The sequence below is a fragment of the Mesorhizobium sp. WSM4850 genome (assembly GCF_055811735.1).
Genome location: NZ_JBVVPV010000004.1, coordinates 92,268 through 118,055, shown reverse-complemented (window position 1 = coordinate 118,055; position 25,788 = coordinate 92,268). Strand labels below are relative to the sequence as shown.

17 protein-coding genes are annotated in these 25,788 nt (G+C 63.1%); 7 read left to right on the top strand and 10 right to left on the bottom strand.

Annotation, left to right across the window (positions count from 1 at the left end; all coding sequences use genetic code 11):
* Positions 1–61 precede the first annotated feature (61 nt).
* Positions 62–1,102: an EscU/YscU/HrcU family type III secretion system export apparatus switch protein gene (locus tag AC0L2Z_RS07600; RefSeq protein WP_473627394.1), complete on the bottom strand. Its 1,041-nt coding sequence runs from the start codon at positions 1,100–1,102 to the stop codon at positions 62–64.
* Between the two features lie 84 nt (positions 1,103–1,186).
* Between AC0L2Z_RS07600 and AC0L2Z_RS07595 the strand changes: the two genes are divergently transcribed.
* Positions 1,187–1,990: a tetratricopeptide repeat protein gene (locus AC0L2Z_RS07595; protein ID WP_473616346.1), complete on the top strand. Its 804-nt coding sequence runs from the start codon at positions 1,187–1,189 to the stop codon at positions 1,988–1,990.
* Positions 1,991–2,175: 185 nt separating this feature from the next.
* Here the strand turns inward: AC0L2Z_RS07595 and AC0L2Z_RS07590 are convergent, their stop codons facing one another.
* From AC0L2Z_RS07590 to AC0L2Z_RS07560, 7 genes are all read right to left on the bottom strand, one after another.
* Positions 2,176–2,625, bottom strand: a complete 450-nt coding sequence (locus AC0L2Z_RS07590; RefSeq protein ID WP_128245319.1) for a hypothetical protein — start codon at positions 2,623–2,625, stop codon at positions 2,176–2,178.
* Positions 2,626–2,638: 13 nt separating this feature from the next.
* A complete protein-coding gene (locus AC0L2Z_RS07585; RefSeq protein ID WP_287171963.1) occupies positions 2,639–3,988 on the bottom strand; it encodes a type II and III secretion system protein family protein in 1,350 nt (449 codons plus the stop codon).
* A 57-nt stretch (positions 3,989–4,045) separates the two neighbouring features.
* A complete protein-coding gene (gene sctV, locus AC0L2Z_RS07580) occupies positions 4,046–6,208 on the bottom strand; it encodes a type III secretion system export apparatus subunit SctV (protein WP_473627392.1) in 2,163 nt (720 codons plus the stop codon).
* The gene (locus tag AC0L2Z_RS07575) at positions 6,205–6,516 is read right to left on the bottom strand and encodes a tetratricopeptide repeat protein (RefSeq protein WP_287171961.1); all 312 of its coding nucleotides are present in this window, start codon (positions 6,514–6,516) and stop codon (positions 6,205–6,207) included. Before AC0L2Z_RS07575 ends, sctV begins: the two co-directional genes overlap by 4 nt.
* Positions 6,517–6,533: 17 nt before the next feature.
* Positions 6,534–6,974: a hypothetical protein gene (locus AC0L2Z_RS07570; RefSeq protein WP_473627390.1), complete on the bottom strand. Its 441-nt coding sequence runs from the start codon at positions 6,972–6,974 to the stop codon at positions 6,534–6,536.
* The gene (locus AC0L2Z_RS07565; RefSeq protein ID WP_473627388.1) at positions 6,971–7,930 is read right to left on the bottom strand and encodes a SctD/MshK family protein; all 960 of its coding nucleotides are present in this window, start codon (positions 7,928–7,930) and stop codon (positions 6,971–6,973) included. Before AC0L2Z_RS07565 ends, AC0L2Z_RS07570 begins: the two co-directional genes overlap by 4 nt.
* Before the next feature lie 118 nt (positions 7,931–8,048).
* Positions 8,049–8,228, bottom strand: coding sequence for a hypothetical protein (locus AC0L2Z_RS07560; protein WP_023799517.1), 180 nt, complete (start codon positions 8,226–8,228; stop codon positions 8,049–8,051).
* Between the two features lie 214 nt (positions 8,229–8,442).
* On the opposite strand from AC0L2Z_RS07560, the gene AC0L2Z_RS07555 reads away from it, so the two are divergent.
* The gene (locus AC0L2Z_RS07555) at positions 8,443–9,303 is read left to right on the top strand and encodes a MurR/RpiR family transcriptional regulator (protein ID WP_473627387.1); all 861 of its coding nucleotides are present in this window, start codon (positions 8,443–8,445) and stop codon (positions 9,301–9,303) included.
* Between the two features lie 89 nt (positions 9,304–9,392).
* A complete protein-coding gene (locus AC0L2Z_RS07550; protein ID WP_473627386.1) occupies positions 9,393–21,068 on the top strand; it encodes a LysM peptidoglycan-binding domain-containing protein in 11,676 nt (3,891 codons plus the stop codon).
* On the opposite strand, the gene AC0L2Z_RS07545 is transcribed toward AC0L2Z_RS07550, so the two are convergent.
* Both AC0L2Z_RS07545 and AC0L2Z_RS07540 read right to left on the bottom strand, forming a co-directional pair.
* Positions 21,041–22,003, bottom strand: a complete 963-nt coding sequence (locus tag AC0L2Z_RS07545) for a LysR family transcriptional regulator (RefSeq protein ID WP_473627384.1) — start codon at positions 22,001–22,003, stop codon at positions 21,041–21,043. The genes AC0L2Z_RS07550 and AC0L2Z_RS07545 overlap by 28 nt on opposite strands.
* A gap of 39 nt (positions 22,004–22,042) precedes the next feature.
* A complete protein-coding gene (locus tag AC0L2Z_RS07540) occupies positions 22,043–23,002 on the bottom strand; it encodes a L,D-transpeptidase (protein ID WP_473627383.1) in 960 nt (319 codons plus the stop codon).
* Between the two features lie 19 nt (positions 23,003–23,021).
* Here AC0L2Z_RS07540 and AC0L2Z_RS07535 point away from each other — a divergent pair, with 19 nt between their 5' ends.
* From AC0L2Z_RS07535 to AC0L2Z_RS07520, 4 genes are read left to right on the top strand one after another with little or no spacing between them, the layout of a single operon-like run.
* The gene (locus AC0L2Z_RS07535; protein ID WP_473627382.1) at positions 23,022–23,633 is read left to right on the top strand and encodes a type III secretion protein; all 612 of its coding nucleotides are present in this window, start codon (positions 23,022–23,024) and stop codon (positions 23,631–23,633) included.
* 20 nt (positions 23,634–23,653) lie between these two features.
* Positions 23,654–24,316 (top strand): hypothetical protein, encoded by a 663-nt coding sequence (locus tag AC0L2Z_RS07530; RefSeq protein ID WP_473627381.1) that lies wholly within the window; start codon positions 23,654–23,656, stop codon positions 24,314–24,316.
* A 9-nt stretch (positions 24,317–24,325) separates the two neighbouring features.
* Positions 24,326–25,165, top strand: a complete 840-nt coding sequence (sctJ, locus tag AC0L2Z_RS07525; protein ID WP_473627380.1) for a type III secretion system inner membrane ring lipoprotein SctJ — start codon at positions 24,326–24,328, stop codon at positions 25,163–25,165.
* Positions 25,166–25,212: 47 nt separating this feature from the next.
* Entirely contained in the window at positions 25,213–25,785 is a 573-nt protein-coding gene (locus AC0L2Z_RS07520; protein WP_287394682.1) for a SctK family type III secretion system sorting platform protein, read from the top strand.
* The last annotated feature ends 3 nt before the right edge of the window (positions 25,786–25,788 follow it).

Sequence of the window (25,788 nt, the reverse complement as noted above, 5' to 3'; positions counted from 1 at the left end):
CTGTCGCTGCTGACCTTGCCGCGCTGCTCAGGCATTGCGGCAAGGTCGGTTCGCGCATGGCTCAAGTGAGCCCGAGCCGGACAAGATGGCGTACGACCGGTGGGAACATCTCCTGGCCGATGTAAGCTCCGGTGTTCGTGTTTTCGAAGAGTGGGCCGGCGACGGCCGCATCCTCGATCACCGGAATACCTGCCTGGCGTGCTTGAGCCGTCATCTCGTCAGCCGCTCGGCCCTGGCCCTTGCCGACGACCGTCGGCACCGGCGTTTCACCCCTGACGTAACGCAATGCCACTGAGCGGTCACCGGACACGAAAACGATGACCGCGTTTTTCACGCCCAGCTTCGCCGGTTGCATCACGGCCTCACGCCGCTGTCGCTGCTGTTCATGTCGAATCAACGGATCGCCTTCGAGGTCCTTGTTTTCGCGCTTGTATTCGGTTGTCGTCATGCGCATGTCGCGCAGGAACAGCCAGCGCTGAATAGGAACATCGATCACGCCGATGACGACAAAGGCCAGGGCGGCGGCAATTCCAAGCGGTGTCAGCACCGCTTTGATAATTGGCTCCAGGCATGACGGAGCGCATCCCGGTGCATCGAAGAGCGGCTGCAGCCACGCGATCAAAAGGAATGCGAACAGGCCGGCCAGCAACACCACCTTGGCCAGGCCTTTGGTGAACTCGACGACGTTGCGCAGCGACAGGATCTTCTGAAGACCCTTCGCCGGGTTTATGTGATCGAATTGCGGCTTGAGCGGCTCAAACGAGAAGACCGGCCCGAACGTTCCCAGCATGCCGAAGACCACGGCGAGAACGACAACGATTCCGACCAGCGGCAAGGTGGCAAGCATCAGCAATGACAACGAATGGCGGATAGCCTGCAGGCTGACTTCAACGAACGAATCGCCGGGGGTGGTCACGGTCTGCACGAGTTCCGAAAGGTGCCCGAACAGCATCGGCCAGGCGAAATAAAGACAGCCAAGCGCTGCGAAAAGCGTGAAGCCGGAGGCCAGGTCGCGGCTCTGCGAAACCTGGCCTTTGCGGCGAGCGTCGCGAAGCTTCTTGTCGGACGCCGGTAGTTTCTTTTCCTCAGCTTCTTCGGCCATGTTGCAATCTTATCGCACTGTTGTGGTTCCAGTCGGCCAGGGCCATGTGTAAGGTGCGGCGGGCTTGAATACGGAGAGGTGGATATGCGGCTGCACGTCGTGTTCTTGCCCGTCGTCGCCATGCTGGCGGTGACCGGTTGTCAGACGACCAAAACCGACACCGAGCAGGCAAAGGCACAGGGCCCGTCGTCGCAATCGGAGCGTCTGATCAAGCTTGCGGACGATATCCATGCGCAGGGAGACAGTGGCACCGCAATCGCGCTCTACCAGCGCGCGGCAGCGATGCCGGATGCCAAGCCGAGCGCCTTCGTCAAGGCGGGCGAGGCCTATATGCGAGCGGGCTATCCCGCCGAGGCGGCTAGAGCCTATCAGGCCGCGCTGGCAAAAGCGCCCAATGACGGAGGGGCAATGCTCGGGCTTGGCTCGGCGATGATGGAAACGGGCGATATCGATGCCGGCATGCGCGCGCTCGCGCAGGCCGCGCCGCTGGTCAACACCAGCAGCGCCTATATCAGGCTGGGCGTGGCGCAGACATTCGCCGGCCAGTCGGCGGAGGCGCAGACCACTTTTGCTCAGGCGTTGAAACTTGCGCCGGGGGATCTCGACGTCGAGAGCAACATGGCGTTGGCCGCGGCGCTCGAAGGCAATTCCGCCACAGCACTCCCGCTGGTCCAGAAGATCTCCGCCGCACCCAATGCGCAGTTGCATCACAAGCGCAACGTCGTGGTGGTCTACGGACTTCTTGGCCAGGCCGATCAGGTCAGGGCCTCGCCGCCGATCGGCCTGGCGACCAAGGAGGTGAATACCTTGCTTGCGCGTGCCAGAACCATCCGGTCGAAGGGCAGCACACAGGCAAGGGCGAAAGCGCTCGGCTCTATCCTCGGCTAGAGCAATTCCAGGAAAAGTGTGAAACGATTTTCCCGGGAAAAGCGCATAGCGCTTTCCCTTGGGAATTGCGCAAAAACAAGGAGATAGAGCGGTTCGGCGTTTCCGTGAAACGATGAACCGCTCTAGCGCATCGGTCCGGAAAGCGCAAAGCCAAGTCGGGTCGAGCCCGACGCGCAAACATCGGCTCATTCGACTGGCAGCGTTGTTTGCGGCGTCGGCGGCCCGCTGTTGGCTCCACCGATCGGCGCCTCTTCGCCATTGAGGTAGCGCCGCGCGGCATTTGCCGTCGGCGCGGCCGCCGCCGCCCCCATGCGCCGGCCCTCGACGAGGTCCCGCTGGCTTTCGGCCATGCGTTGAAGATTGTAGGCGTTGGCGCAGCCGGGCGGCAGGTGGGAGCCGACGCCGGTGACGATCGTCAGATTGGTCGCAGCGGCAGAACGGTCGTCATCGACCGGTTGGTTCAGACATGCATTGGGAGCAAGGATGGAGCCGCCGACGCCCTTCTGCGAGCCGCCGGTGTCGGTCGAAACATAGCTGTAGCCGGGAGAATATTCCTGCGGCTGCTGCCGGCCGTTCGCGCAGCCGACCAGAAGCAGCACCGGAAGAACAGAGCACAATGCGATGCGAAATGTCATGTCCGGTTCCCCGCTACTTGATGATCAGGCCCATCGCCGATGCGTCATTGGCGCGCTTCCTGTGGCGCTTGGCCGCCGGACGATCGAGCGGCGTGGCGAGGCTGTCGCGCACCGGCTCGACCAGATAGGGCGTGATCAGGATCACCAGTTCCGTCTCTTCGCGCTGGAAGCGCTGTGACTGAAAAAGCGGGCCAAGCACTGGCACATCGCCGAGAACCGGAAACTTTTCCAGATTACGCGAGGTCCGCTGCTGGAAAAGACCGGCGATCGCAAAGGTCTGGCCGCTCGCCACTTCGACCGTGGTGTCAGCCCTGCGCACGACGAAACTCGGCATGGCAAAGCCATTGGCGCTGACTGAGCCTGCTTCCGACAAGGAACTGACTTCCGGCTGAACATGGAGCGCAATGCGATCGCGGCCGATCAGCGTAGGGGTGAACCCGAGGGAAACGCCGAACGACTTGTATTGAACGGTAACGACGTCCGTTCCTTGCGGAATCGGAACCGGGATTTCGCCGCCGGCAAGAAAGCTCGCGGTCTGACCGGTCATCGCTGTCAGGTTCGGTTCGGCCAGTATCTTGACAACGCCGTTGCGTTGCAGCGCTTCGATGAGAATGTCGAAGTTGATGCCCTGCGCCTGGTCCATGCTCAAACCAAGATTGCCGGTGCCGGAGGGCACGCCATTGTCCTGGAACATGTTGAACTCAAAACCGCCGCTCCTGTATCCGACAGACCAGTCGACGCCGTAGGACTGCAGCTCAGTGCGCGAGACTTCGGCGAAACGGACCCGGATATTGACCTGCTGCGACCCCTGCACGGTCATGTTGTTCAGCGGCGGCTGTTCCGGCGGCGAGAACGTGCGCGCGATATTGTCGACATCCGTTGCCTCCTCGACGCCTTGTGCCTCGCCGGTCGCAACAATGCGGGTCCCGAAGATCGAGAGATTTGTCGCCGAGTTCGGCTGCATTGCGTCTTTCGCTTCGTTGGCAGGCGTGACGTCGGGGGTGACGCGGAACTGGGCCGTTGCCTCGACCCGCTCATCGGCCGTGATTGCAATGAGGTTGGTCAGGCCGGGTTTTAGGCCGAAGACATAGACCATCCCCGGCGACACGACCTGAAGGTCCGCGATCGTGGTGTCGGCGATCAGGACGGATTCGACGGGTTCATTGAAGCGCAGCAGGCGTCCTTGCCCGACCGGCAGGTCGACCGTTGGCCGGCTCGGCAATGGCGACACATCCTGTGCCATAGCGTCGGTATATGTGAACAAAAACGCCAGCAAGACGGCAACCGTCGCGATAGCGAGCCAGCGCATCCGCCCGGCGAAAGTGGCGGATCGAACGCCTGCTGCGGTATCGTGAATTGTCATGCCGTTCCCCTCTTGAGCATGTAGTCCCCCCAATTGTCCCAATCCGCCCGGCTGGCATCATGAGGCTGCCTCTTGTCCGGCTTTCGCCTCAGCCGACGGCAGCGATCGAGAGACGTTGCGTGCCACGCCCGAGCGGCCGGATATCGTGGCCAATGGCTGGACGTTGAATTCCTGTGCGATTTCCTGGAAGGACAGGACCGGAAGCTCGATGGCATTGTGCGTGAGCAGGCTTCGCATATGACGGCGCACATCCATCGCCGCGAGGACGACGGGTGAGACATCGGTGGCGTTCTGCGACAAGGCTCGTTCGATTTCGGCGATCAATGCCTGTGCATCATCATCCGAAAGGTTCAGGAACGTGCCGGTCGATGTGCTTTGCACCGCGTTTCGCAGGATATCCTCGGCCGAGCGCTGCAGAACATAGGCTGCGATGATGTTGTTACGGCCAGCGAAGCGGAAGCTGATCTGGCGTTTCAAGGACGTGCGGATATATTCCGTAAGCAGAACGACGTCCTGTTCGCGTTGACCCCATTCGATCAGCGCTTCGAGGATCAGGCGCAGGTTGCGGATCGGCACGTTTTCGCCGACAAGTCGCCGAAGCACCTCGGCGATTTTCTGCAGCGGCACGATCTCCTGCGCCTGTCTGACCAGATCCGCATAGTCCGGCTCCATGTCCGACAGCAGCCTGCGGGTCTCCTGGATCCCGACGAAATGGCCGGCATAGAGCCGAAGTGCATTTCCGGTCCATCTGGCCGCTGTTTGCGCCGGCGTGGAGAAGACGAAGCCGGCTTCCTTCAACGCCGAAAGGTGGCGATCATCGACCCACATGAATTTGCGCCGACCGGCAATCGGAGAGCCCTTTTCGTAAGTCACATCGAGCAGATCGAGATGCGTGGGGTCCGCTTCGACAAGAACGCGGCCGGCGGGGATTTCAACATCCAGGATGGGTGCGCCCTCCAGATCGATGCGCATGCTTCTCGCTGAAAGCTTCTCGTCGACCTGCAGGCCGATAGCCGGAACGTCGACACCGAGATCGCTGAAAAGCTCGCGGCGCACGCCATCAGCGAGCGTGGCGAATTCGGGTTCCGGGACCGAGCGTCCGAGTTCGGTCCCGAAGCGTGCGACGATGCGGGATGAAGAAGGCAGTGTTCCGACGGCCGTTGATGAAAGCGATGCCGGTTTGCCGGCTTGTTCGGCCACCGCGATCTGGCCGATATCGCTGAGCTCGGATTCCCCCGCGGTACGGCGATTGATCGCATAGGCGCCCGCGCCGAAGCAGGCACCAAGGATCAGGAACACAAGGGACGGAAAACCCGGCACTATGGCCAGTCCGACCATGATCACCGCGGCGAGTGCGAGTGCACGGGGGTCGCGCAGCAGCTGGCTGGTTATTTGCTTGCCAAGGTCGCTCGTGCCGTCCGAGCTGCCGACACGCGTCACCATCGTGCCGGCGGCCACGGCGACAAGCAGTGCCGGTATCTGCGCGATCAGCCCGTCACCCACCGTGAGCAGTGAGTAGGTGACGGCGGCGTCGCCCAGCGACATATCGTGCTGCAGCGTTCCGATCGCGAAACCGCCGATCAGGTTGACCAGAATGATGACAATGCCGGCGATGACGTCGCCCTTGACGAATTTCATGGCGCCATCCATCGCGCCAAACAACTGGCTTTCACGCTCAAGCTGCTGGCGAAGCCGGCGTGCCTCCGCCTGATCGATGTCTCCGTTGCGCAACTCCGCATCGATGCTCATCTGCTTGCCGGGCAGCGCATCGAGCGTAAAGCGCGCGGCAACTTCGGCAACGCGTTCCGCACCCCGCGCAACCACGATGAACTGCGCAACGGTGATGATCAGGAAGATCACCAGGCCCACGGCAATACTGCCGCCGACGACGAAACTACCGAAGGCGGAAACGATCTCGCCTGCGTCGGCCTGGAGGAGGATCAGTCGCGTGGTCGTGATCGTGATCGCCAGCCGGAACAAGGTGGCGATGAGGATGACCGATGGCAGCGACGAGAACTGGAGCGGATGAGAAACATAAAACGAAGCCAGCAGGATAAGCACGCTGACGGCGATATTGGCGGTGATGAGAATGTCGACGAGGAAGGTCGGCAATGGAATGAGCATCATCACCACTGCAACGAGCATCAGGATGGCAATGACCAGATCGCTACGGCGTGACAGCTTGGCAAGGAACTGCAGAAGGCGTTCCGATACCGTCATTCGGCGGCTCGATGCGACAGGAAGCTCCGCAAGGCATTGTGCGCCTCGGCCTTGCGGCCGGCCACAATCAACGCGCGGCTCTTCAGCAACGCCAGCGTCGGGTGGTCCATTCCCTCGAGCGTCTCCAGCCTGGCAATGGTGGCAAGCGCCTTGTCCGCTTCGCCATCGAGTATGAGCAGATGCGCCAGCGTGCGCAGAACGCCGGCATTTCCCGGCGACAGCTGCGCCGCGATAAGCAGATATGCCGCGCCCCGCTTTGCCTGCCCGTGACACCCGTAGAGATAGCCCAGGACATGCAGCAGATGCACTGTGTCATGCGGATCAGTCAGGTTTCGATTCCTTCCTGTATCCGGGCAAGCAGATCGCGATGACGCTCGATTTCATCCTCCATCAGCGTTCTGGCAAGTGTCTTGAGTGGCTCGCCTCCCTCAAGGCCGGCAACCAGATGCGTTACAAAATGCTGGAGAATGGGTACCGAGCGACGCAGGATTGCAGGCTCGGGAATACCAGGCATGACGAAGTTGATGAGCGCCTCGTCGAGTGATTCGCTGTTCGTGCCCCGAGAGGACTGGAATTCCGCGGTTCCTGGCTTTTCCGTACCAGCGGCCGATGTCGTCCCCTGGGCCCGGCTTGCGGCCTTGTCGACGCCGTTCATCCGCCGACGGTTGATTGCCTGACCACGCACGCCTTCCGCCTGCCGCACCTCGCGGCCGGTTGTATCCATCCTTGCCGTATCGAATCGCGGCCCTTCAAGCCGGCGGTTCACGGATATTTCAGCGCGACCGTGGCGCCGCCCTTCGTCAGGAGAAGTTCCGTCTCGCCAATGCGCTTGACGGTCCAGCCGTCATTGGTGAATGCGCCCTCATGATAGCGCGCGCCGTCGGTGGCGATGACATAGGGCCGCTCGCCATACCAGATCGCCTGCAGCCTCAGGCGCGGAGCCTGCTCGGCGTTGCCGATCATGACATTGGAGGCGAGGGAGATGTGCGCGCCGAACGCCTGGTCGAACCAGGATTGCGTTTCGGTCCAGGCAGCATTCTTGTCATTGGCGATCATGCCCGAAACGACGAGCCGTCCAGGTGATTGCTGAACGGTCAATGTGCTGATGCCGGATTGCTCGAGGCGCAGCTTGAGCTGGCGTTCCGCGTCGGCGGCGCTCGGGGCTTGTGTCGGCGATGGATCGTCCAGAACACTCTGCCCGGCCTCGCCAGCGAAGGCCAACGTGATCGGTTTATCGACTTGAGCGGACAGCTTTTTGCCAATGTCGGGCTCGGCGAAGGAGAACCCATTGGCGGCGACGGAAACAGCGAAAACGGCAAAGAGAACGCTGCCCGCAACCAGCAGGGGGCGATTGGAAACAGACCAGCGATTCGGCGGGCGTTCCGGGTTGACCAGCCGGATATGGGCATCGCCGATGCTCATCGAAAGCGGCAGCTTGCAGCGGCGGCCCTGGCCTTCACGGATGACCTCGCCGGTGGCGAGCGTGACATCGCCGCCGACGGCTTCGATTTCAATCTGGCTGCCCTTGCGCCGCAATCTTGCGTGGACCGGTGCGATGCCGGCGTCCCTGAGGACTATTTCGGACTCCGTGCTCGAGCCGACCGTATACAGAGGCTCGACCAGGCTGAGTTGGGCGCCCGCGTGAAATCCGTGCGTCACGCTGAGCGCAACGGAATGTCGCGATGCCGGGGTGCTGGCGATGCCGATAGAATGAGCGGTCATGCCACTTCATCTCCCGCTGATGACAATTCAGATGCAGCCTGACAACGGCATCGAAACGTTCGTGCCGTGGACGTGCGCCGCCGGGTGCTTGCGGCGGCGCATGGTTCGAGAATCCGGCCTAGGCCTTTTCAGCCGACTGGCCGAGCGTCCTCGCGGTGCTCATCAGCATGTCATGTTGGGACTTCGCGATCTCTTTTGTGATCTCGAGGCTAAACATGCGCTCCTGATGCTTGATCATCTTGTCCAGGTTCTGTTCCGGCGACCCGGCAGCGCCGGACGTAATGGGAGGGGTAGCCATCATTGTCTCCTTGAGGGACCATTCAAGTCACAAACTCCGGAATCACGTCGACGCGATCCGGCAGGTTGCGAAAGCAGCTTAAGGCAGCGTGATCGAAAATGAAAGTCCACTTGGAATATATGAACCAGTTCGGTTCCAACTGTTGCATTGCCACCATTGGAGGAGTAACCTGCCATCGGGGTAAATGGGGTATGGCAGAATGGAACAAGGTCCTTTGGCGGAGCTGTTGGTCGAACGGTTCGAGAATATGCCGCCGCAGCTGCGGGTCGCCGCGCGTTTCGTGCTGGACCATCCTAAGGATGTCGCACTGATGTCGATGCGCGAGCAGGCGCATCAGGCCGGCGTTTCGCACAGCACGATGATGCGGTTGGCGCGATGGCTTGGCCTTGAAGGCTATGAGGATATGCGCAGCCTTTATGCGCGCGCGCTGCGTGAGACAGGCGCCGGTGAGCCGGTGCGACGGGGTGCCGACCAGGGTGGCGTTCCCGGATATTCGACTGCAGGGGTTGTCGCCGACACGCTCGCGGCGCAGGTTTCAAGTCTGGGTGAGTACGGCAATGCCTCGCAATTCATCGCCGCCGCAGACCTCCTTGCACGATCACGCAATCTGTTTGGTCTCGGCGCGCGCTCCGGTTATCCGGTCGCCAGCCACTTCGTTCACATCATGTCGTTTCTGGCTGGCGGCGACCGCAATGTGACGCTTGTCGGCGAGATGGGCGGACATGGTCTGGATGCCTTGCAGGGCGCGGGACGCGGCGACGTGCTCCTTGCTGTGGGCATGTCGCCTTATGAACGAACGACGATCGACGTGGCGCGCCAGTCGGCCAGGCAGGGTGTCGGCGTGGTGGCAATCACCGACAGCAGCGTGTCGCCGCTGGCCCGGATCGCGCGGGAGACCATCATCGTTACGGCAAATTCGCAGTCGTTCTTTCGCAGCATGGCGCCGGCGTTCGCCGCCGTCGAGATTCTGGCGGCACTGACGGCTGTGCAGTCTGAAGTGAATGCTGCCGAACGAGTAAGACAGTCGGAAGAGCAACTCGCTGCTTTCGGCATTTATTGGAAGCCGCCGCGGTAAGCTTCTGGGGCTTCCACTGTCGGGCGCGGGGGCGTTGACGGCAGGCAGACTGCCTGAACCAGGACTGGACCGGCTCCGGAGGTTGTTTGATGATCCGCCCGATTAACACCGTCAAGCCGCCGCCGCCGCCCAGGGTCGATCCAAAGGCCAATGCCGAGCAGATTACGCGGCTGCAGGCGGAAGCCACGAAATTGCAAAATGAAATCCGGCTCGCCAACAAGATGGGCGAGGCCGACGCGGCCGCGGGCGCCCGCCAGCGGCTGACGCAGGTCAATGCGGATCTGACGACGGCGCAGCCGACTGCCCCGTCGCCACAGTCGACCGCCCCGGCGCAGCCAGGACCGGAGCTGCCTGCCGCGGTCACCACGGCAAACGGCAATGGCGGCGCCACCGCCGCGCCGGCGCTTTTCACGCAGGATCTCGGCGGCGCGCCAAACCTCGTTGTTTCGCCGGAAGTCAAGGCGCCGGAAGTCAAAGCGCTGGAAGTCAAGGCGCCGAAAGTCGAGGCGCCGAACGCCAAGGCGAACGACATCCTCAAGGCGATCGATGGTGGCAAAAGCATCGACAACATCGCCGCCGAGCAGGGCGTGGCTCCCGAGGATGTGGTGGCGGCTCTGAATGCCGGCGGCATGACGGCGGTAGCGACCGAGCATGCCAACGGCGACACCCGCACGGTGGTGATCACCGCCGGAGACCGCACGATCACCGAAAACCAGGATTATCAGCACGGCGGCTACTACACCGAAGAGACCGGCCCCGACATGCAGGCGACGTCATCGCCGATCCGTGACGATCTCGGCCGCAAGGAAACCACCAGCGTCGACGCGCAGACGGGCGCGATCACGACCACGCTGGTGGACGATCTCGGCGACGGCGCGGTCACCGAACGCACGTCGAACCCGCAGACCGGCATCACCACCACCACCCACACGGCTGCCGACGGCACCGTCACGGTGGAGAAGGCCCTGCCGAACGGCGCAAAGGTTGAGACGGTAACGCCCAACAACAGCGTCGCCTTGCCGGTAACGACGGTCACGGGGCCGGATGGCGACGAAGTAATCCTGGCGCAGACCCAGACCGCCGACGGCTCGGGCGCGGCGTCGATCCAGGAGCAGCTTGCCGAGGGCATGAGCATCGAGGAGATCGCCGAGGCGAGCGATCTCACGCCCGAGCAGGTGATCGCCGAGCTGAACGCCGCCGGCCTCGAGGTGACGCAGGGCGGCGACCCGGGCGAAACCCTGCAGATCGTCGTCACGGATCCGGAGACCGGCAAGACGGTCACCTACAACAACGACTACCAACACGGTTCGACTTCGGTGACGACCATCGAGGGGAATACCGAGACGACCGATACGGTCGACGGCAATGGCAGGACCAGCCACACCGAGCGCAACACCGAGACCGGCGAGCAGACCACCACCATCGTCGACCCTAAGAACAACACCGAAACGACGATCGTCGTCGACAAGGACGGCCGGCGCACCGAGACCATTGTCGAGACGCTGGGGGATGGCGAGCCGATCGATTACGAGGTCCAACCCGGTGACAATCTGAGCGACATCGCCGAGGCGCATGGTGTGACGCTGGAGGATCTCGCCGAGAGTAATCCGGAGCTGTTCACCTCTCCGCGCGATCCCGACCTTATTCATCCCGGGGAAACCGTGGTGATCGAGGGCGGTACCAACACCACCGTCGAGGTGACGTTCAACGGCTATACAATGACCACGTCGCCGGACGGCAAGATCACGCTGACCAACGCAACGACCGGCGCCGTCACCGATATCGCGGCCGGCACCGCGCAACAGGCGCTCGCCGAGCTGCTGCTGGACATCAACCCGAACAGCAGTGACCCGCAACAGGCCAAGGAAGACCAGATACTCAAGACGATGCTGGACGGCATATTCGGCGGAGCGACGCCGGAGCTGACCACGGAGGCGCTTGAAAAGCAGCAGGCCGTGGTCGCTGCAATGGAATTGTATGGTCCGGGACAAGACGCAACCGGCGCGACTCTCGACGGTGGCCCCACGTCGGTTGGTCCCTACGGCAACCCACCGTCACCCACGGCTCCTTCGGGCGGGAAGTGGGTGCCATTGCTGGTCGACGGGAGCTGGAAATGGTTCGACCCGGAGGTGGCCAAGGCGATCGCAGCCGAGAACGTGGCGATTGCGAACTTGGGTGAGGCAGAAGCAAAGGCTGCGCAGAGCGCGGCACAGCTCGACGTCTATGCGCTGGACCCTGAATTCAAGAACGCCATGGAGGGTGCCGAGTCAACGCTCGACAAGGCGTTGGCGCCTTATGGACTGGATTGGAAGCCGCCCGAGCCGAAGGGCACACTGGCAGATGCGCAAAGCCGGTTGATCCTCGCCAACAATGCGCTTGAAAGCGCCAGCACCGCCCGGGCCGAATACGAGCAGGGCCAGACGTCACTTCTCGAAGCGATCGACAAACAGGTAGACCTGCCGACGCTCAGCGATCCCAACCAGACGGCTGTCAGCAGCCCGGACGGCCCCAGTGCCGAGGAAACCAACCAACAAGGAAAGGCCGCGCACGCGGAGGTCGCCGAGCTCTTTACAAACGTTTCGCTACACACCGCCAACGGCAACAAGGCCACGATCGATCAAATGATCAGCTCGACCGAGCTGGAGCTGAAGCTTACCGATGCCAAGCCTGGAAGCCCAGAATACACGGCCATCGAAGAGCGGCTTGAAGGTCTGCAAACGCTCCAGGGGGCCGCGGCCAATCAGGTGACCTTGGCCGAGGCATATCAGGAGTATGGGGTTGCACAGGCAGAGGCGGCGGATCTTGCCGTAATCATGGAGCCTCTCAAGCAGCAACTGCTTGCGCAGGCGCAGGAAAGGAACCCGCACCATTTCGATTGGGGAGGGTATACCAATGGACATGGTGACTTTACCGGCAAGATAGAATCGCAGGACATAGTCGAGGAGAACGGTCAACTCTATGTCGTTACCATCTATGAGAACTATACTTTCACCGATGAGAACGGGGATGACACCAATGTACATAAATCTGCCCTGACATATGACCTCAACGACGAGGGTATCAGGGAAGATTTCCGCAACGATCCGCTCAACAAGCAGTGGCAGGAGATGCTGGCCTCGACGCAAGACACATCGTCGGCGCCGGTATGCACAGCCAACGGAACGGGATCGCAATCGGCGCTGGACGCGGCCAAGTCGAAGGTTGTCGGCGTGCAGGTCGATCAGTTTGATGCCGGATTGAGAGATGCGAAAACGGCGCTCGTCGACGCGACGACGGCACGCGACCAGGCGATCACCGACTACGGGCCGGGAACCGTAGAGGCGCCCGCTGGCACGCTCAAGCCGGGCGAGACGGCGGTGAAGATCACGGTGAACGGCCGCGCCCTGTGGGTCGCGCCGGAGGTTGCCGCGGCATACGAAGAGCAGGGGCCGGGCGCAATCGGCGACAGCGGCAAGTGGGTCCAGATCGAAATAGACGGCCAGAAGCTGTGGGTGCACCCCGAAGTTGCGGCCGCGGAAATCGATCGAGGCCAAGCGGAGACCGAAAAGAACCAATTGGAGGACTGGGAAGAAAACGTGCGGCCGGCGATGGTGGCTGGGCGCGACTGGTACGCTTTTTCCGCAAGCCACCCCAAGCTTCTCGAATACGGTTCCGCCGAGCATGAGGCGAAACTCAAGTACGAGTATTTTGAAGAACACAAGGACCAGGCGCTGGCTGGATATCAGGTCCAGTTCGAGAACCTCTACGAGGCCGGCTTCACCGGCGAATACGAGACATATACGCCGGACCAACTCAGCACTGCCGTTGGTCAGACCCTCGGGCTCGACGCGTCGAGTGAAGACGTCCAAAAGGTCACCGAAGAAATCACCGACCGCGGCGGCGACGACGCCGAGGTCAAGATCGTGCCGATCTTCTCCCTTGACCGCGGCAAGGAATCGACGACGGCTTTGTTCGCGATCAAGAGCGGCGGCGACGAAATCGGCTATGTCGACAGGGCGGGTAAATATTACAGCACCTTCGATGAATTCCAGCACGAGAATCGCCTCTTCGGCGAGAAGGGCAATCTGGTCATGGCCAAGGGCGGCGACATGTCGCTCGGCGAGGATGGTTTTTCGCTCGACGAACTGGAAGTGGCCGACGCACGCAAAGTGGATTTCTGGGACAAAGCTACCGACATTGGTCTTGGCATCGTCGCCGGTGTCTCCACCATCGTCTCGTTCGTGCCGGGTGGCCAATGGGCGATTCCCATCGCGATCGGCTCCGGTTCAATCCTTGGCGGCAAGGCTCTGATCAAAGAGGGTGATCACCTCCTGCAGGGCGGCGACTTCGACAGCCAGTCGGGTTGGAATATCGCCACCGGCGTAACTGCGTTCCTGCCCGTGGGCGCGGGTGCCCTGCGCACATTCGGCTTGGCAAAGACAAGCCTGTCCAGATCCCAGGCTTTCGCGGGCGGCTTCGGGATGACCCGCATGAAGGATGCCAGCTGGGGCATCGGCAGATTCCAGGTGAACGTAGAGGAGGCCTCTTATGCTGGTAAGGTTTCGGAGTTCATGCAAAGCGGCAACAGGCTGACCAACGCTGCGTGGGGCCTCGATGCCGGCGCCGTGGTTACCGGTGTTCCGTTGCTCGGCAAATCGGTGGAAGATCTGGCGGCGCATGGCGGCGAGATGTCCCTGCTCGAGCTCGCGAACGCAGTCGTGGGCATAGGCGTCGGCACTGTCGGCACGGGGCTGGGCGGCCGTTCGCTGTTGTCCAACATGCCTGGAACGGGCGGTACCCGGAGCGGAACTTTTCCGGATTCGGGGCCGCAACCGCGGGCCGTCTACGAGATGGGCGCTGACGGTGTCTACAGGCCGACCGGCGAGCAGGTCATGCCGGACCCGGATGAGATCATCATCGACGGCGATGTGGCCGGCGAAACATCCGGCCAGCAGGGAGCCGGTTTCAGCGCCCGGGACGGGTTTGACAACACGGGAGGGGCTGACGGTCCAACCGGTCCACGGGCGCTGCCGGCCGGCGAGTCCGACGGTCCGAACCCGCTGCCGCCCACGGGCGGCAAAGGTGATCCATCAGGCGACGGACAATCATCGAGGCCGATGGTTGTGCATGAGCAAGGCACCGACGGCGTCTATCGCCCGACCGACAAGCTGGTCTTCCACGATCCCAGTCACCCCGTTATCGAGGGGACGGTTATCAACGTCCACGATGAACGGCCGAGCGCCCCGGGTGAGCGCGGCGATCCCGAGAATGCCAGCGACCGAGACGCCCAGGGAGCGCGTGAGCAGAATGTGCGCGTCCCCGCCGACGGCGATCCGATTGTGGTTCCGCCGGTCCGCGGCGATGGAACGACGCGCCCGGCCGAGAGCGGCTTGCGGCTCGTCTGGGACCCGGCGACCAAGACGTTCACCGGCATGCCAAGCCCCAATCCCGCGGAATACGTCTACACCAGCGGCAAGGATCCGCAGCAGACGGGCTACCTCGACGGCGCACGCCCTTCCGACCCGGCCGTGCTGGCCACCCCGGACGAGGTCCTGCTCCAGTCCGAAACGGAAACACGCGGGGCGGAAGGCAGCCGCCCGTTGATGCGCTACACTCTCGGCAACCGCCATACCGGCGAGATGCTGGTCGATTTCAACCTGCCGGAAGGCCAGAGGGTTGTCGCCATACCCGAACCCAAGGCGATCACGGCGGCGCCGGAGCCGGTGCCGGCTCCTGTCGAGCTCGACCCTTCCTTGCCGGTTCTTTATCTCGGCGCCGATGGCCGCTGGACAGCCGATAAGGCCCGCACCGAGCCACCGCCCGTGACGGACACCGAGCACCCTAGCCCGGTTCGGCCCGACGGCACGCCGATCATCAACAATCGCTCGTCAAACCCGTACAGCTTCGGCCAGACGTTCACTGCAGTCAAAGCCGGCCTGCGGCGCATCGGCACGCGTTACCTGAACACCGAGCCTCGCTATGATTATCCGAAGCTCGGCGAACTGGTCGACAGCATCTATCACCGGCCGGTTCCGCAGGACGGCGTCACCGCCGGACAGGACATCTATGTCGAGGCCGGCGGCGAATACCTGCCGGCCAAGGTCGTCGTCGCCGGCCCGCAGGCGAGCATGACCCGCGACATCGTCCCCGACATCGTCCCATTGGGCGAGCATGCGACGGATGCCGGCTACCTGGGTTCCGGCCCGACCGTCGAACGCGCCAATCGCGGGTCGATAACCACGCCGAACGGCCAGCTCAGGGTCAACACCCCGGCACGGGAAGTCCATGCGTTCGATCCTGCCAAGAATCCGGAAGTCAGCCGTCGCTCGGCGCTCGGCGAAACCATGGCCACGACCTTGCCGGCGCTTCCCGACGATGCGGCAACGCCCGCGCCGATATGGACGCCCGAGCAGCTGCAACTCGTCGGCGACTACCTCAATTCTCTCGAACGCTCCAGCGATCCTGTCGTCCGCGATGCGGTGACCATGACCAGAGTGCAACTCGGGGGCAGGGCCTTGCCTCAGTCCGGCACGGACATGACGCCGGCTCAGCATCATGCGCTTGGCGAAATGCTCAACGCCGACCGCAACAGCCCGTTCACCGGCTCCAAGCCGGCCGGCCAGCTTTCGATGAACGGCCTGACGACCCTCCAGGTGTTCAGCGCACAGGGCAAGTTGCCGCATCTGTCGCCGGGAGAAGTGATCGACCAACTCTGCCTGTCGTCCGACGCCAGGCTGCCGCGCGGCGAGCAGTTCCTTACCGCAGGGGCGCTGCCAGGAAAAGCCGGCTGGACCGATGCCGGCCGTGGCATCGTCGGCGATTACCTCAAGGCTGCATCAGGCTCCACCGATCCGAACCTTGCCGCCGCGGCAAATGACGCCTCGCCGTTTTTCAAGGGGCGCGCCACCAAGCCCGGCAAGGCCGTGACTGCCGCGCAGCAGGATGCGCTCATGCAGGTCCTGGCGGCCGACAGTGGCAGCACGTGGGTTTTCGGTCCGAAGCTTCAGCCGGGCTCTTCGTTCAAACCCGCCGGCAAGCTTTCGCCGGAAGGCCGCTACAATGAGGAGGTCCTGTCCGGCCACGACACCTGGACGCCGTATCTTTGGCGAGAGATGCGCGGTTACGCCGCCAACCAGCAGAAATCTGCGGACCCCGCGGTCCAGTCGCTCGCGCACGCGCTGGAGAAAGCGCTGCCCGCAAGCAAGCCCAGGGCCGGGACCGAGATCAACAGCGAGGTGCCCGTCCTGCTGGAGCGGTTGCTGGATGCCGACAAGGCGAGTTCGTGGCGCGCCCCGACATTCTTCACCGATGCACAAGGGGTCTGGCGGTCCGACCGCGCCACTGTCTCCTGGTTCCTGCAGGAACACGAAGCCAATGTCCTGGGCGGCCCCGTGCTGAACGACGTGGTGACCAACGGCGCCTTGCTGGCTGCCGGGTGGATCCTCGGCCCCGACGGCCGCACGATCACGCTCGGCGGATCGATGCTCGGCATCGGCCTCAAAGTGCCGCTGCCCAGCCGTCAGGTCTATGGCGAACTCAGCCTGAAGAACAACGGCCCCGACGGCGGCACCGGCTTCCTGCTCCCGGTCCATCCCAACGATGCGAAGGGCCAGAAACTCTTCGTCAATGGATACCGGCCGAATTTCGCTTATGATGAGGCGGCGGCTCCCTCCGCCCAGTGGGTCGCATCGGCGCCGATGCTGTCGAAGAACACGTTCCAGAACGAAAAAGCCGCTGGCGTTTCACTATCCATCTTTGGCTTCTCTCTGAGCGGGGCCTACGTCAATCGCACGCTGCGCTATCTCGGCGGCGAAGGCGGCCGGCCGGGATATACGCACAGGGAGCCTGGCCCGCTCAGTCAACGGGCAGCCTCTTTCTGGGAGGAGGCGGCGAGAGGTGGCGCCAGCCACTATAGCTCCGAAGGCAAGGTGCCGGGTTTCGAGGATCGTCTCCTCTACCGCAACTACAACGTCATGGCGCCCTTCGGAGGCGGCAAGGAACCCTGGCGCGGCACCCCCGCCTTCGAGGGCGTTCCGCGCGAGACGGGCGCCGGGCCGCTCAACCGCCTGGACCGCAAGGACCACGGCGCCGGTCTCGCCCTGAACTATGGGCCATTGCCGCTAACGACGGTGGAACTCGGCTCGGTGAGGAAGGATGTTGACCCGCATGCCCGTACCGCCCGCGCGCATCCCGGATCCTCCGAAGGCGCGCAAAAGGTTTTCTCCGCGCTGGAGACTTCGGGGGGGCAATTGACGCCGGACGTTCTGCAGCATCTCGACGCCTATCTCGCAGAGGTTGCGGCATCGCCGCACGGCGATTTAAAGTTCGCTGGTCAGCGCGTGTTGGATGTGTTCCCGGAACTGGGCGTGGCGCCATATCCGGACCAACTCGCCGGCGGACGGCCAGACGGCATGAGCCGGCCAGCATGGAAAGCGTTGCGGCAACAGCTGGACCAGCAGGCCCGCAGCGAGCTGACGCCCACGCAGGCGCATTACCTCAACCGGCTGCTCGAACAGGATGTGCTGCACAATTCGCCGCCGACCCCGCCAGCACTGGGCTCGGGACGGCCGGATGGAACCCCGCCGCCACTGGGCCTAGGGCCGTCGGATGACACCCCTCCGGCGCTGGGCCCGGGGTCGTCGGAAAAAACGGTTCGGATCGTGGACGAGAATGGCGAAACGGCCACCGTGAGGTATCTCGGGATGCCGCCCAAGAGCGCGGAGAACGTATACGTGCCGCCTGCGGATGGTCCGCAACTCCGCGGCGACGACCCGACCTTGGCTCACAAGTCGCATATTCTGCATCGCGATCCGGAAACCGGGGAGCCGGTGGTGCTGCCCTGGATACGTGGGGCTTCCGATGACCATGTGCCGGGGAGCCTTCCCGAGGAAGGCAATCTGCCCGTCGACGGCGCCGGCGACCCCGCAAGACCCTTGCGCGGCAATGTCGGCCCCTATGTTTTCCGCGCCGATACACGCGCGCCGAGCGAGATCAGGGACGCCGGCGGCTTCTCGCCGCCGCCGCCGACCGGAATCTGGGTGGACAATCCGCAAGGCATCGTCCTGAGCAACTATGTGCTGGGCAATACCCATGGCCGTTTCGTTGGCACCAGCCAGTCGATCTCGGGCGCCAAGGCTTTCGTTTCGGAAGAGTCACGGGCCGCGCGGCAGCAGGGCCATACCTATCTCTACACGCTCAATCCGAGTAGACCGCGCCTCCACGTCCCGACCGAGTTCGAGGCGATGGGCCGGCCGGTCAGCGACAGCATGGCCCGTGTCGACGAGACTGCAATCGACGGCAGCATACCATGGAACGAGGTCCATGGCTGGCGGATGATGGATCCGGACGGCAATTTCGTCGGTGAGTTCACGCGCAATGAGGATGCCGTCGCGCCTGGCGGATCGACACAAAAACGCCCGCAGGTGATCTTGCGGCCGGCCGACGAGTTCTGGGATGCGCCAGAACAGGCCGAAGCGCCGCCGCCGCCAGTGGCCGCGGTGGTCGGCCACGAACCCCCGGCCGTGGCCGGCGAAACGCCGCCGACAGAGAATAGTGCTGCCGAAACGCCGACAGCCGCGACATGGCCGCCGGCGCCTGACCGGGGCAGGGCGGTTTTAGACCCCGTCAGCGGAAACATCATCAGCCTTGAGCTTCCGGCGAGTTTCGCCGCGGAGCCGGGATTTGCCGAACCTGTGCGGGCACCGACCGGGCCGGAGGTCAGAGCGCTTGCAGCCGATAAGATTGCCGGGCTGACCGGTCCGCAATTGCACGCCATCAAGCCGGAGAACATCGCCAAGCTGCCGCCTGAGCAGGTGGCTGCGCTGAGCCCCGAGCAGATCCGGCAGTTGACGTTCGATCAGCTTGCCGCGCTTCCACCGAAGCAGTTGCGGGCGCTGGGTGGCGAACAGCTCCAGGCGATCAGGCCAAGCAAATTGCAGGCTGTTGCCTCTGGCCGGATCACCGGCTTGCGGCCGGATCAGGTCGCGGCCTTCTCGCAAGAGCAACTCGCCGGATTGACCATCGAGCAGGTGCGCAAGCTGACGCCCGATCAGATCGCCAAGCTCAGTGACGAGCAGCGCAACGCCCTTACGCTGGAACAGGTCACCGCCATGCGGCCTGCCCAATTCAGCCATCTCAATGCCACCCAGTTTGCGGCGCTGGACCCAGCTCTCGTCGCGGCACGCAATCCTGCGACAATGGCAAAGCTGTCTCCACGCCACGTCTCGGCACTGATGCGGGAGCAGCTTGACGCTCTGACCATTCATCAGATCGAGGCGCTGACGAAACAGCAGATAGCGGCGCTGACGCCGAAGCAGCTTGGCGAGTTGAGCCCCGGCCAGTTGCGCAAGTTCACGCCCAGGCAATTTACTTGGATGTCGACGGAGCAAACGAACGCGCTTTCGGTGCTGCAGATGACCACTTATCGGGCGACCCACAAGAAGATCATGACGCCGGATCAAACTGCGGCCGTCGATCAGGCGCTGACCCTCGCCCGCATCAAGGAGAACGCGCAGTTGGTCGCGACCTTTGGTCCAATGGCCGGCTCCTCCTACACGGTATGGCAGATACTGCCACCGCATTGGGCCGCGACGGCTGCGGGCGTTGCGTTCGGCGTGCGCGGCATCGTCTTCAGCGCGCAATCGGTCTTTCCGAACGCCACGGCAAATCACAAGCCGCTGGGACGCGCCCTCAATGCCGCGAGCGGGGCGTCGTTCATCTTCTCGTCTCCAGGCTCGGCCGCTGGGCTGCTGCGCGGCGACAATGTCTGGTTGAACGGCTCCTTCTCGCTGGGCAATGTGATCTACGGCACGAAATCCGCGCTGCAGTCGATCGCCGGACGGCCGGTGTTGCGGAACGTGGCCGAGCATCTGGCCGGTCCTGGTTATGTCTTCGGCTCCCTTCTCTACACGGCACAGAACCTGCACTCGCCGCTGGCCGCGACGGCGGGCGCCTTGTTCACCGTCGGCAGCGCCGAGTTCTGGGTGTCGGCCGCGCGCACCGATCTGCTCAACCGCCGGGCCGTGCCGAGGACGCCAGAGCAGATCGACGCCCGGGCAAAGTCCGACGCGCGCTGGGGGATCGCCGATCGCATCGCGCTTGGCGTGACCTTCGGCGTCGGCATGCTGCTGTTTGCCTGGGATGCGCTGGACGACCAGCCATGGAACACCGGCAAGACGCCGCCGACCGACCCGACCGCGCCGGGCGACGCACCTTCCGGCGTCGATGGCGCGCTACCGGACGAACAGACCGCGCCGGGTAACGATCCTTCCGGTGTCGAGGGCGCGCCGCCGGACGAACAGACCGAGCAGCCTGATCCCGGGACGCAAACCCCGCCGCAGGACTTCCCGCAACTCGCCGTGCTGGCCGATGACGGCCTGAACTTGCGGACCCAGCCTGACGGGGATTCGACCGTGGTGACGGTTCTGCAACCCGGGAGCTTCGTCGAGCAGACCGCCGCGCCTTCGGCAGACGAGTCAGGGGAGGCCTGGATACCGGTCGAAGGTTTCGGGCCGGACGGCGAAATGCATAGTGGCTGGGTTTCCGGCGATCATGTCGAGGCGCATGCCGACGGCAGCAGCAACCCTGCGGGCCGCACCAATCCAACGCTGGAGCAAGACGGCTACCAGTGGGTCGAGGTCAAGAACGGCGACAGCATTCGCCTGATCGCCAGGACCCATTCCGCGGATGTGGCCGAGACGGTGGTGCTCAACATGGACCATATAATGAGCCCGGATGTGATCTTCTCAGGCGACCGCATCTACCTGCCGGCCACCTTGGTCGGCTGAGAAACCGCGGGCCTGAGCTTGTCGGTTCTCGCAGCATAGGCATGCGCAACGCAGCCGGCCAGCTTTGCCGCCCGCTCCGCTATCGGATTGGAGGGTTCGGAAGAGTAGGAGGCGGTGAACTGCAGGTCGGACGGGTGCCATTCGCATTCGACGATGCGCAGTTTTCCGCTTGCGAGATAGTCCTGGACGACGCCCTCGGGCAGCGAGGCTATGCCGATCCGGTTGAGTGTCATCGTGATGGAAGCGGCCAGCGAATTGGCCGGAAAGATGCGCGGCGTCTCTTCGAATTCGCCGGTGAGCTTGCGGTAGAGTTCGCTGTAGGGTCGCGTGGTGCGGGCGTAGCTGATGATCGGAAACTGCATCAGGTCGTTCAGCGTCACCTTGCGCCGGTTGGGCAATTCCAATTGCGGCGAGCAGACCCAGACAAGCGGAAAGGACGGCATCTCGATATTCTCGATGCTGTACTCCAGGACAGGGCCCATCAGCACCGCAAGATCGAGCCGATGTGACATGAGTTCGTTGCGAAGGGTCGTCGTCGCATCGACGACGATATCGGTATCGACGAGCGGAAAGTTTGCTTTCAGCGCCTTGAGGAAATCCGGCAGCCAGGTGTGCACGATCGTTTCGGCGACGCCAAGCCGTAGCACCCTCGTCGTCTCTGACGTCTCTGAAAGCGAGCTGGCCATCAGCTGCAGCCGCTCCGCGACGCGCAGAACCCGTTGGGCAGGTGGCAGCAGCCGTTGTCCCTCGGCGGTCAGCCTGACCGTGCTGCTCTGCCGCTCGAACAGCTTGGCGCCAAGCGCTTCCTCCAGCCCGGCTATTCGGGTGGACACCGCCGGCTGCGTGGTGTTCAGGCGCTCCGCCGCCCTGCGAAAGCTTCCGAACGTCGCCACCAGGAGAAAGGTTTCGAGCTGCTTGATGTTGAAAGGTATCACGACTGGGGATCACTCATTTCCGGCTTTCGGGAACGGCCATCAATGCCGCACAATGATCTGGCTGCCGATCTTCACGCGGTCATAAAGATCGATGACGTCGTCATTGGTCATGCGAATGCAACCGGAGGAGTTGGCCTGCCCGACGGTCCATGGCTGGTTGGTGCCGTGGACGCGATAAAGCGTGTTGCCGATGTACAATGCGCGCGCGCCCAACGGATTGTTCGGTCCTCCCTCGACATGGGCAGGCAGGAAGCGGCCATTTGACGCTTCCCTGGATCGCATTTCGGCCGGCGGCCGCCAGTCCGGCCAGGTCTTCTTGCTCGAAATCGTGTCGCGGCCGGCCCACTCCAAGCCCTCCTTTCCAACGCCCACCGCGTATCGCAGCGCCCTTCCGTTGCCCAAAATGTAGTAAAGCCGCCGCTCCGTGGTGCTGATAACGATCGATCCCTTCGGTTGAGCCTCACTGAAATGCACGATCTCCCTGGGGGTTGCTGACCAGCCGCTCCGGGTTTCTCCATCGGAAGTCTGGTCGGGTGCGGAAGGGGAGACCAGCACGTTTCTTGCCGGATCGTAAGTCCAGCTTCGTGGGTCATAACCGCTATTCGATTGGGCCTGCGCCGGCGCCATCGCGGCAATCGATAGGGCAGCGATCAGAAATGCACGCAACCTCTGGTTAAGGCGCGGGGCGACCCAGACTTTGCGTCCCGCAACCTTGACGGGAACAGGCAGGTTCGCAAGCAGGATCATGATTGCCGCCAAGACCGATCTCTTCTGCACCCAGGCGTCCAGCTGACGATCACCTGATTCCAGCGCGCACCATATCGCTTTGCAGGCGGTTCGCAACATTTGGCACCAAATGCTCGTGCGCAATCCAATTGGACTTCCAATTCTGCAATGTGCACGATAGAGTGAATCGGCGGGTAAATCATGAAACCAGCGACGCGGGCCATCGCTCGTGCGTCCCTTTGCGATAGGACCAATGTTGACGGGACGCGACACCTGCCATGCGGATCGGTTCTTGGGAGCCAGGGCTGCTTTTGTCGCCTGCGGTCTTGCGATGATCCTGGCGTTCGGCCTTGCCTCATCACAGGCCAACGCCGCCGAACCGCGCTGGCCTGCCGGCCCGTACAAATACATCACCGTCGATCAGTCGGTGGCCGACGCGCTGGTCGAGCTAGGCCGCAACATGCGGGTGCCGATGCGTGTCAGCAAACTCGTAAAGGGGCGTTTAAGCGCCGGCATGCCGGTTGGGACGGCGCGCGAGTTCCTGCAGGAGATCTGCGATCGATACGGCTTGGTCTGGCATTTCGATGGCATCGTCATGAACGTTGCGACCGAAGCCGAGGTCCGGACGGAAATGATCGCGCTTGACGCCAACACGGCTGCCGGTGCGGAAGATCGGCTTTCGCGGCTGGGGGTCGTCGACCCGAAGTTTCCGATCAAGGTGTCCAGGCAGGACGATGTTGTCTCGGTATCGGGGCCGCCGTCCTATGTCGAACTTGTCAGGAAAACACTGGGAGTTCCTGCGGCGCCGAGCGCGAAGCAGGATGTTGGCAAAGTTGTTCCGGTCCGCGTTTTCCGCGGCAGGCAGGCGGAGGCGCAGAATGTTCCCTCCGGCAAACCGAACTAAGCAAGCAGGAGGCCAGGTTCATGCAAATCGCGCCGATTGGAGCCCTGGAAGCCACGCTGGCGAACTTGACCACCAGCATGGCTTCGCAGCAGCAGATCACCGCCGGCACGACAGCGCAGCCGGGTAACCGGATGGTGGGTGCCAATCAGGAAAAACATGATGCCGCGAAGGTCAGTATGCCTGAACGCGGTGATGTCGCCGCGCGGGCAGGCCAGCAGGTGGCGCAGTCGTCTTCGGGAGCCAATCCGGCGATGGCCGGACAATCGTCCAAACTGGAAAAGACCGAGCCGATCGCCGAACACAAGCTGTTCGACTATCTGGCCGAGGTGGAGAAGGCTGGGGGCGGGGCGCTCACGGATCCGTCTGCATTGTTCGGTTCTGCGGTTCAGTCGCTGGAAGGGACCATGCAGCAGGTCCAGAAGGCCCTTGGCCAGGCAAATGCCCCCCAGGCAAATGCCCTTGTGAGTGCTGAAACGGCCGCCATGCAGGATGGCGCCGGCAAGACCGCCCCGTCAGGCAAGGCCCCGTCAGGCAAGGAAGACGAAAACGCCACCGCAAAAAATGCCGAGGAATTGCTCGAACGATCCATTTCGGTGATGTGGGCAGCCGCCAATCTCGAAGTGGTCACGAGCAGCGTAACGGCCGTTACGTCGTCCACCAGCACGCTGATCAAGCAACAGTAAGCCTACGGAGTGTTCGTGCACACGATAACCTTGCCGCGGCGGTCGAAACTATTTGATCGATGCGGCGCCCGGTGCCGCGTCGCGCTCGTTGTGGTGAGCATGCTTGTGCTCCAGGCGTGCTCGGTTGAGCTGTATTCCGACCTCAACCAGCGGCAGGCCAACGAGATCGTGGCCACGCTGATGCGTCATGGCATCCCGGCCCAACGCGAGGCGGGCAAGGACGGCAAAATGACGGTTTCCGTACAGAAGGACCGTTTCGCCGAGGCCATGGCGATTCTCGACGAAAGCGGGTTGCCCAAACAGGAATTCCAGACGCTCGGCGAGGTGTTCAAGCGCGACGGGCTTGTATCCTCGCCGGTCGAAGAGCGTGCGACGATGATTTATGGCCTGAGCCAGGAACTGTCGCAGACGATTTCGGACATCGACGGCGTGCTTTCCGCGCGCGTTCATCTCGTCCTGCCCGAAAACGATCCGCTGAGACAGCGGCTGGTGCCATCGTCCGCCTCCGTTTTCATCCGGCATCGCGCATCCGTTCCGATGAATGAGCTGATCCCTCAGGTCAAGATGCTGGTGGCCAAAGGCATCGCCGGGCTGACTTATGACAATGTATCCATCACGCTCATTCCGGTGACCGCGGCAGTTCCCGAGCACGCAACCGGCGAGCCAGGTTTCACGACGTTCCTCGGCCTCTGGCTGCATCCCGACAGCGTCGCCGCCGCGATGTGGCTGTTTTACGGCATGATGGCGGCTATATCAGCGCTGGCTGGCCGCCTGGCTTACGTCCAGTGGTATCGACGACCCGGTGTTTATGCGCTCGACGCTTCGGCCATGCCGGTGAAGAAGACATGATCCAGACCGGCTCGAAGCAAACTGCCAGCCCGGAATGGCAGACATTCATGTCCAATCCCGCAGGCTATGCGGATGCGGCCCGGCTGGCGCAATGCTTTGACGGCACGATCGGCGAGGCTGCCTGCGAGCGTATGTTGCGGTCGCAGCGCCTGCATCAGCGATTGTCAGTGCTTCTGCTTGAGCGTTACGGCCTCAGCGGCGCCGTCTCCAACGAGCCAGCCGATGAGACAGACCTGGCGATTGCCTTGTCGTCGGGTGAGGAGTTGGAGGAACTAGCGCTTCGCGCCGGCGCGATCTACTGGGCCGGCAGTCTGGCCGCCGTCATCGATGGACGCCAGGCCGCTGCGTTGCAGGCAGCACTCGGCGCGGAAATCTGCGCTTTCGCAGTCGCCAACCGCGATCTGGCCGGCCCAATACAGCCGTTGGAGCCCCTGGATGACATTGATCGTCGTGTCCATGCCGACGGCCTGCGTTGCCTTGGCGCCTGGTGTCAGGCGATGCCGGGCGAAACGAGCATGCGGGTCCGTCTCAAGCTGATGCCGCATGCGCTTGTCGACCAGCCGACAGCCGAACCATTTGCCGAAGCTGGTCCGGCGATCGTTCGACGGGCGATGGGTTAGGCG

What these genes read in the sequence shown, in the direction of transcription:
- AC0L2Z_RS07600 (WP_473627394.1), bottom strand. Translation starts at nt 1,102, where the DNA reads ATGGCCGAAGAAGCTGAGGAAAAGAAACTACCGGCGTCCGACAAGAAG.
- AC0L2Z_RS07595 (WP_473616346.1), top strand. Translation starts at nt 1,187, where the DNA reads ATGCGGCTGCACGTCGTGTTCTTGCCCGTCGTCGCCATGCTGGCGGTG.
- AC0L2Z_RS07590 (WP_128245319.1), bottom strand. Translation starts at nt 2,625, where the DNA reads ATGACATTTCGCATCGCATTGTGCTCTGTTCTTCCGGTGCTGCTTCTG.
- AC0L2Z_RS07585 (WP_287171963.1), bottom strand. Translation starts at nt 3,988, where the DNA reads ATGACAATTCACGATACCGCAGCAGGCGTTCGATCCGCCACTTTCGCC.
- sctV (WP_473627392.1), bottom strand. Translation starts at nt 6,208, where the DNA reads ATGACGGTATCGGAACGCCTTCTGCAGTTCCTTGCCAAGCTGTCACGC.
- AC0L2Z_RS07565 (WP_473627388.1), bottom strand. Translation starts at nt 7,930, where the DNA reads ATGACCGCTCATTCTATCGGCATCGCCAGCACCCCGGCATCGCGACAT.
- AC0L2Z_RS07560 (WP_023799517.1), bottom strand. Translation starts at nt 8,228, where the DNA reads ATGGCTACCCCTCCCATTACGTCCGGCGCTGCCGGGTCGCCGGAACAG.
- AC0L2Z_RS07550 (WP_473627386.1), top strand. Translation starts at nt 9,393, where the DNA reads ATGATCCGCCCGATTAACACCGTCAAGCCGCCGCCGCCGCCCAGGGTC.
- AC0L2Z_RS07530 (WP_473627381.1), top strand. Translation starts at nt 23,654, where the DNA reads ATGCAAATCGCGCCGATTGGAGCCCTGGAAGCCACGCTGGCGAACTTG.
- AC0L2Z_RS07520 (WP_287394682.1), top strand. Translation starts at nt 25,213, where the DNA reads ATGTCCAATCCCGCAGGCTATGCGGATGCGGCCCGGCTGGCGCAATGC.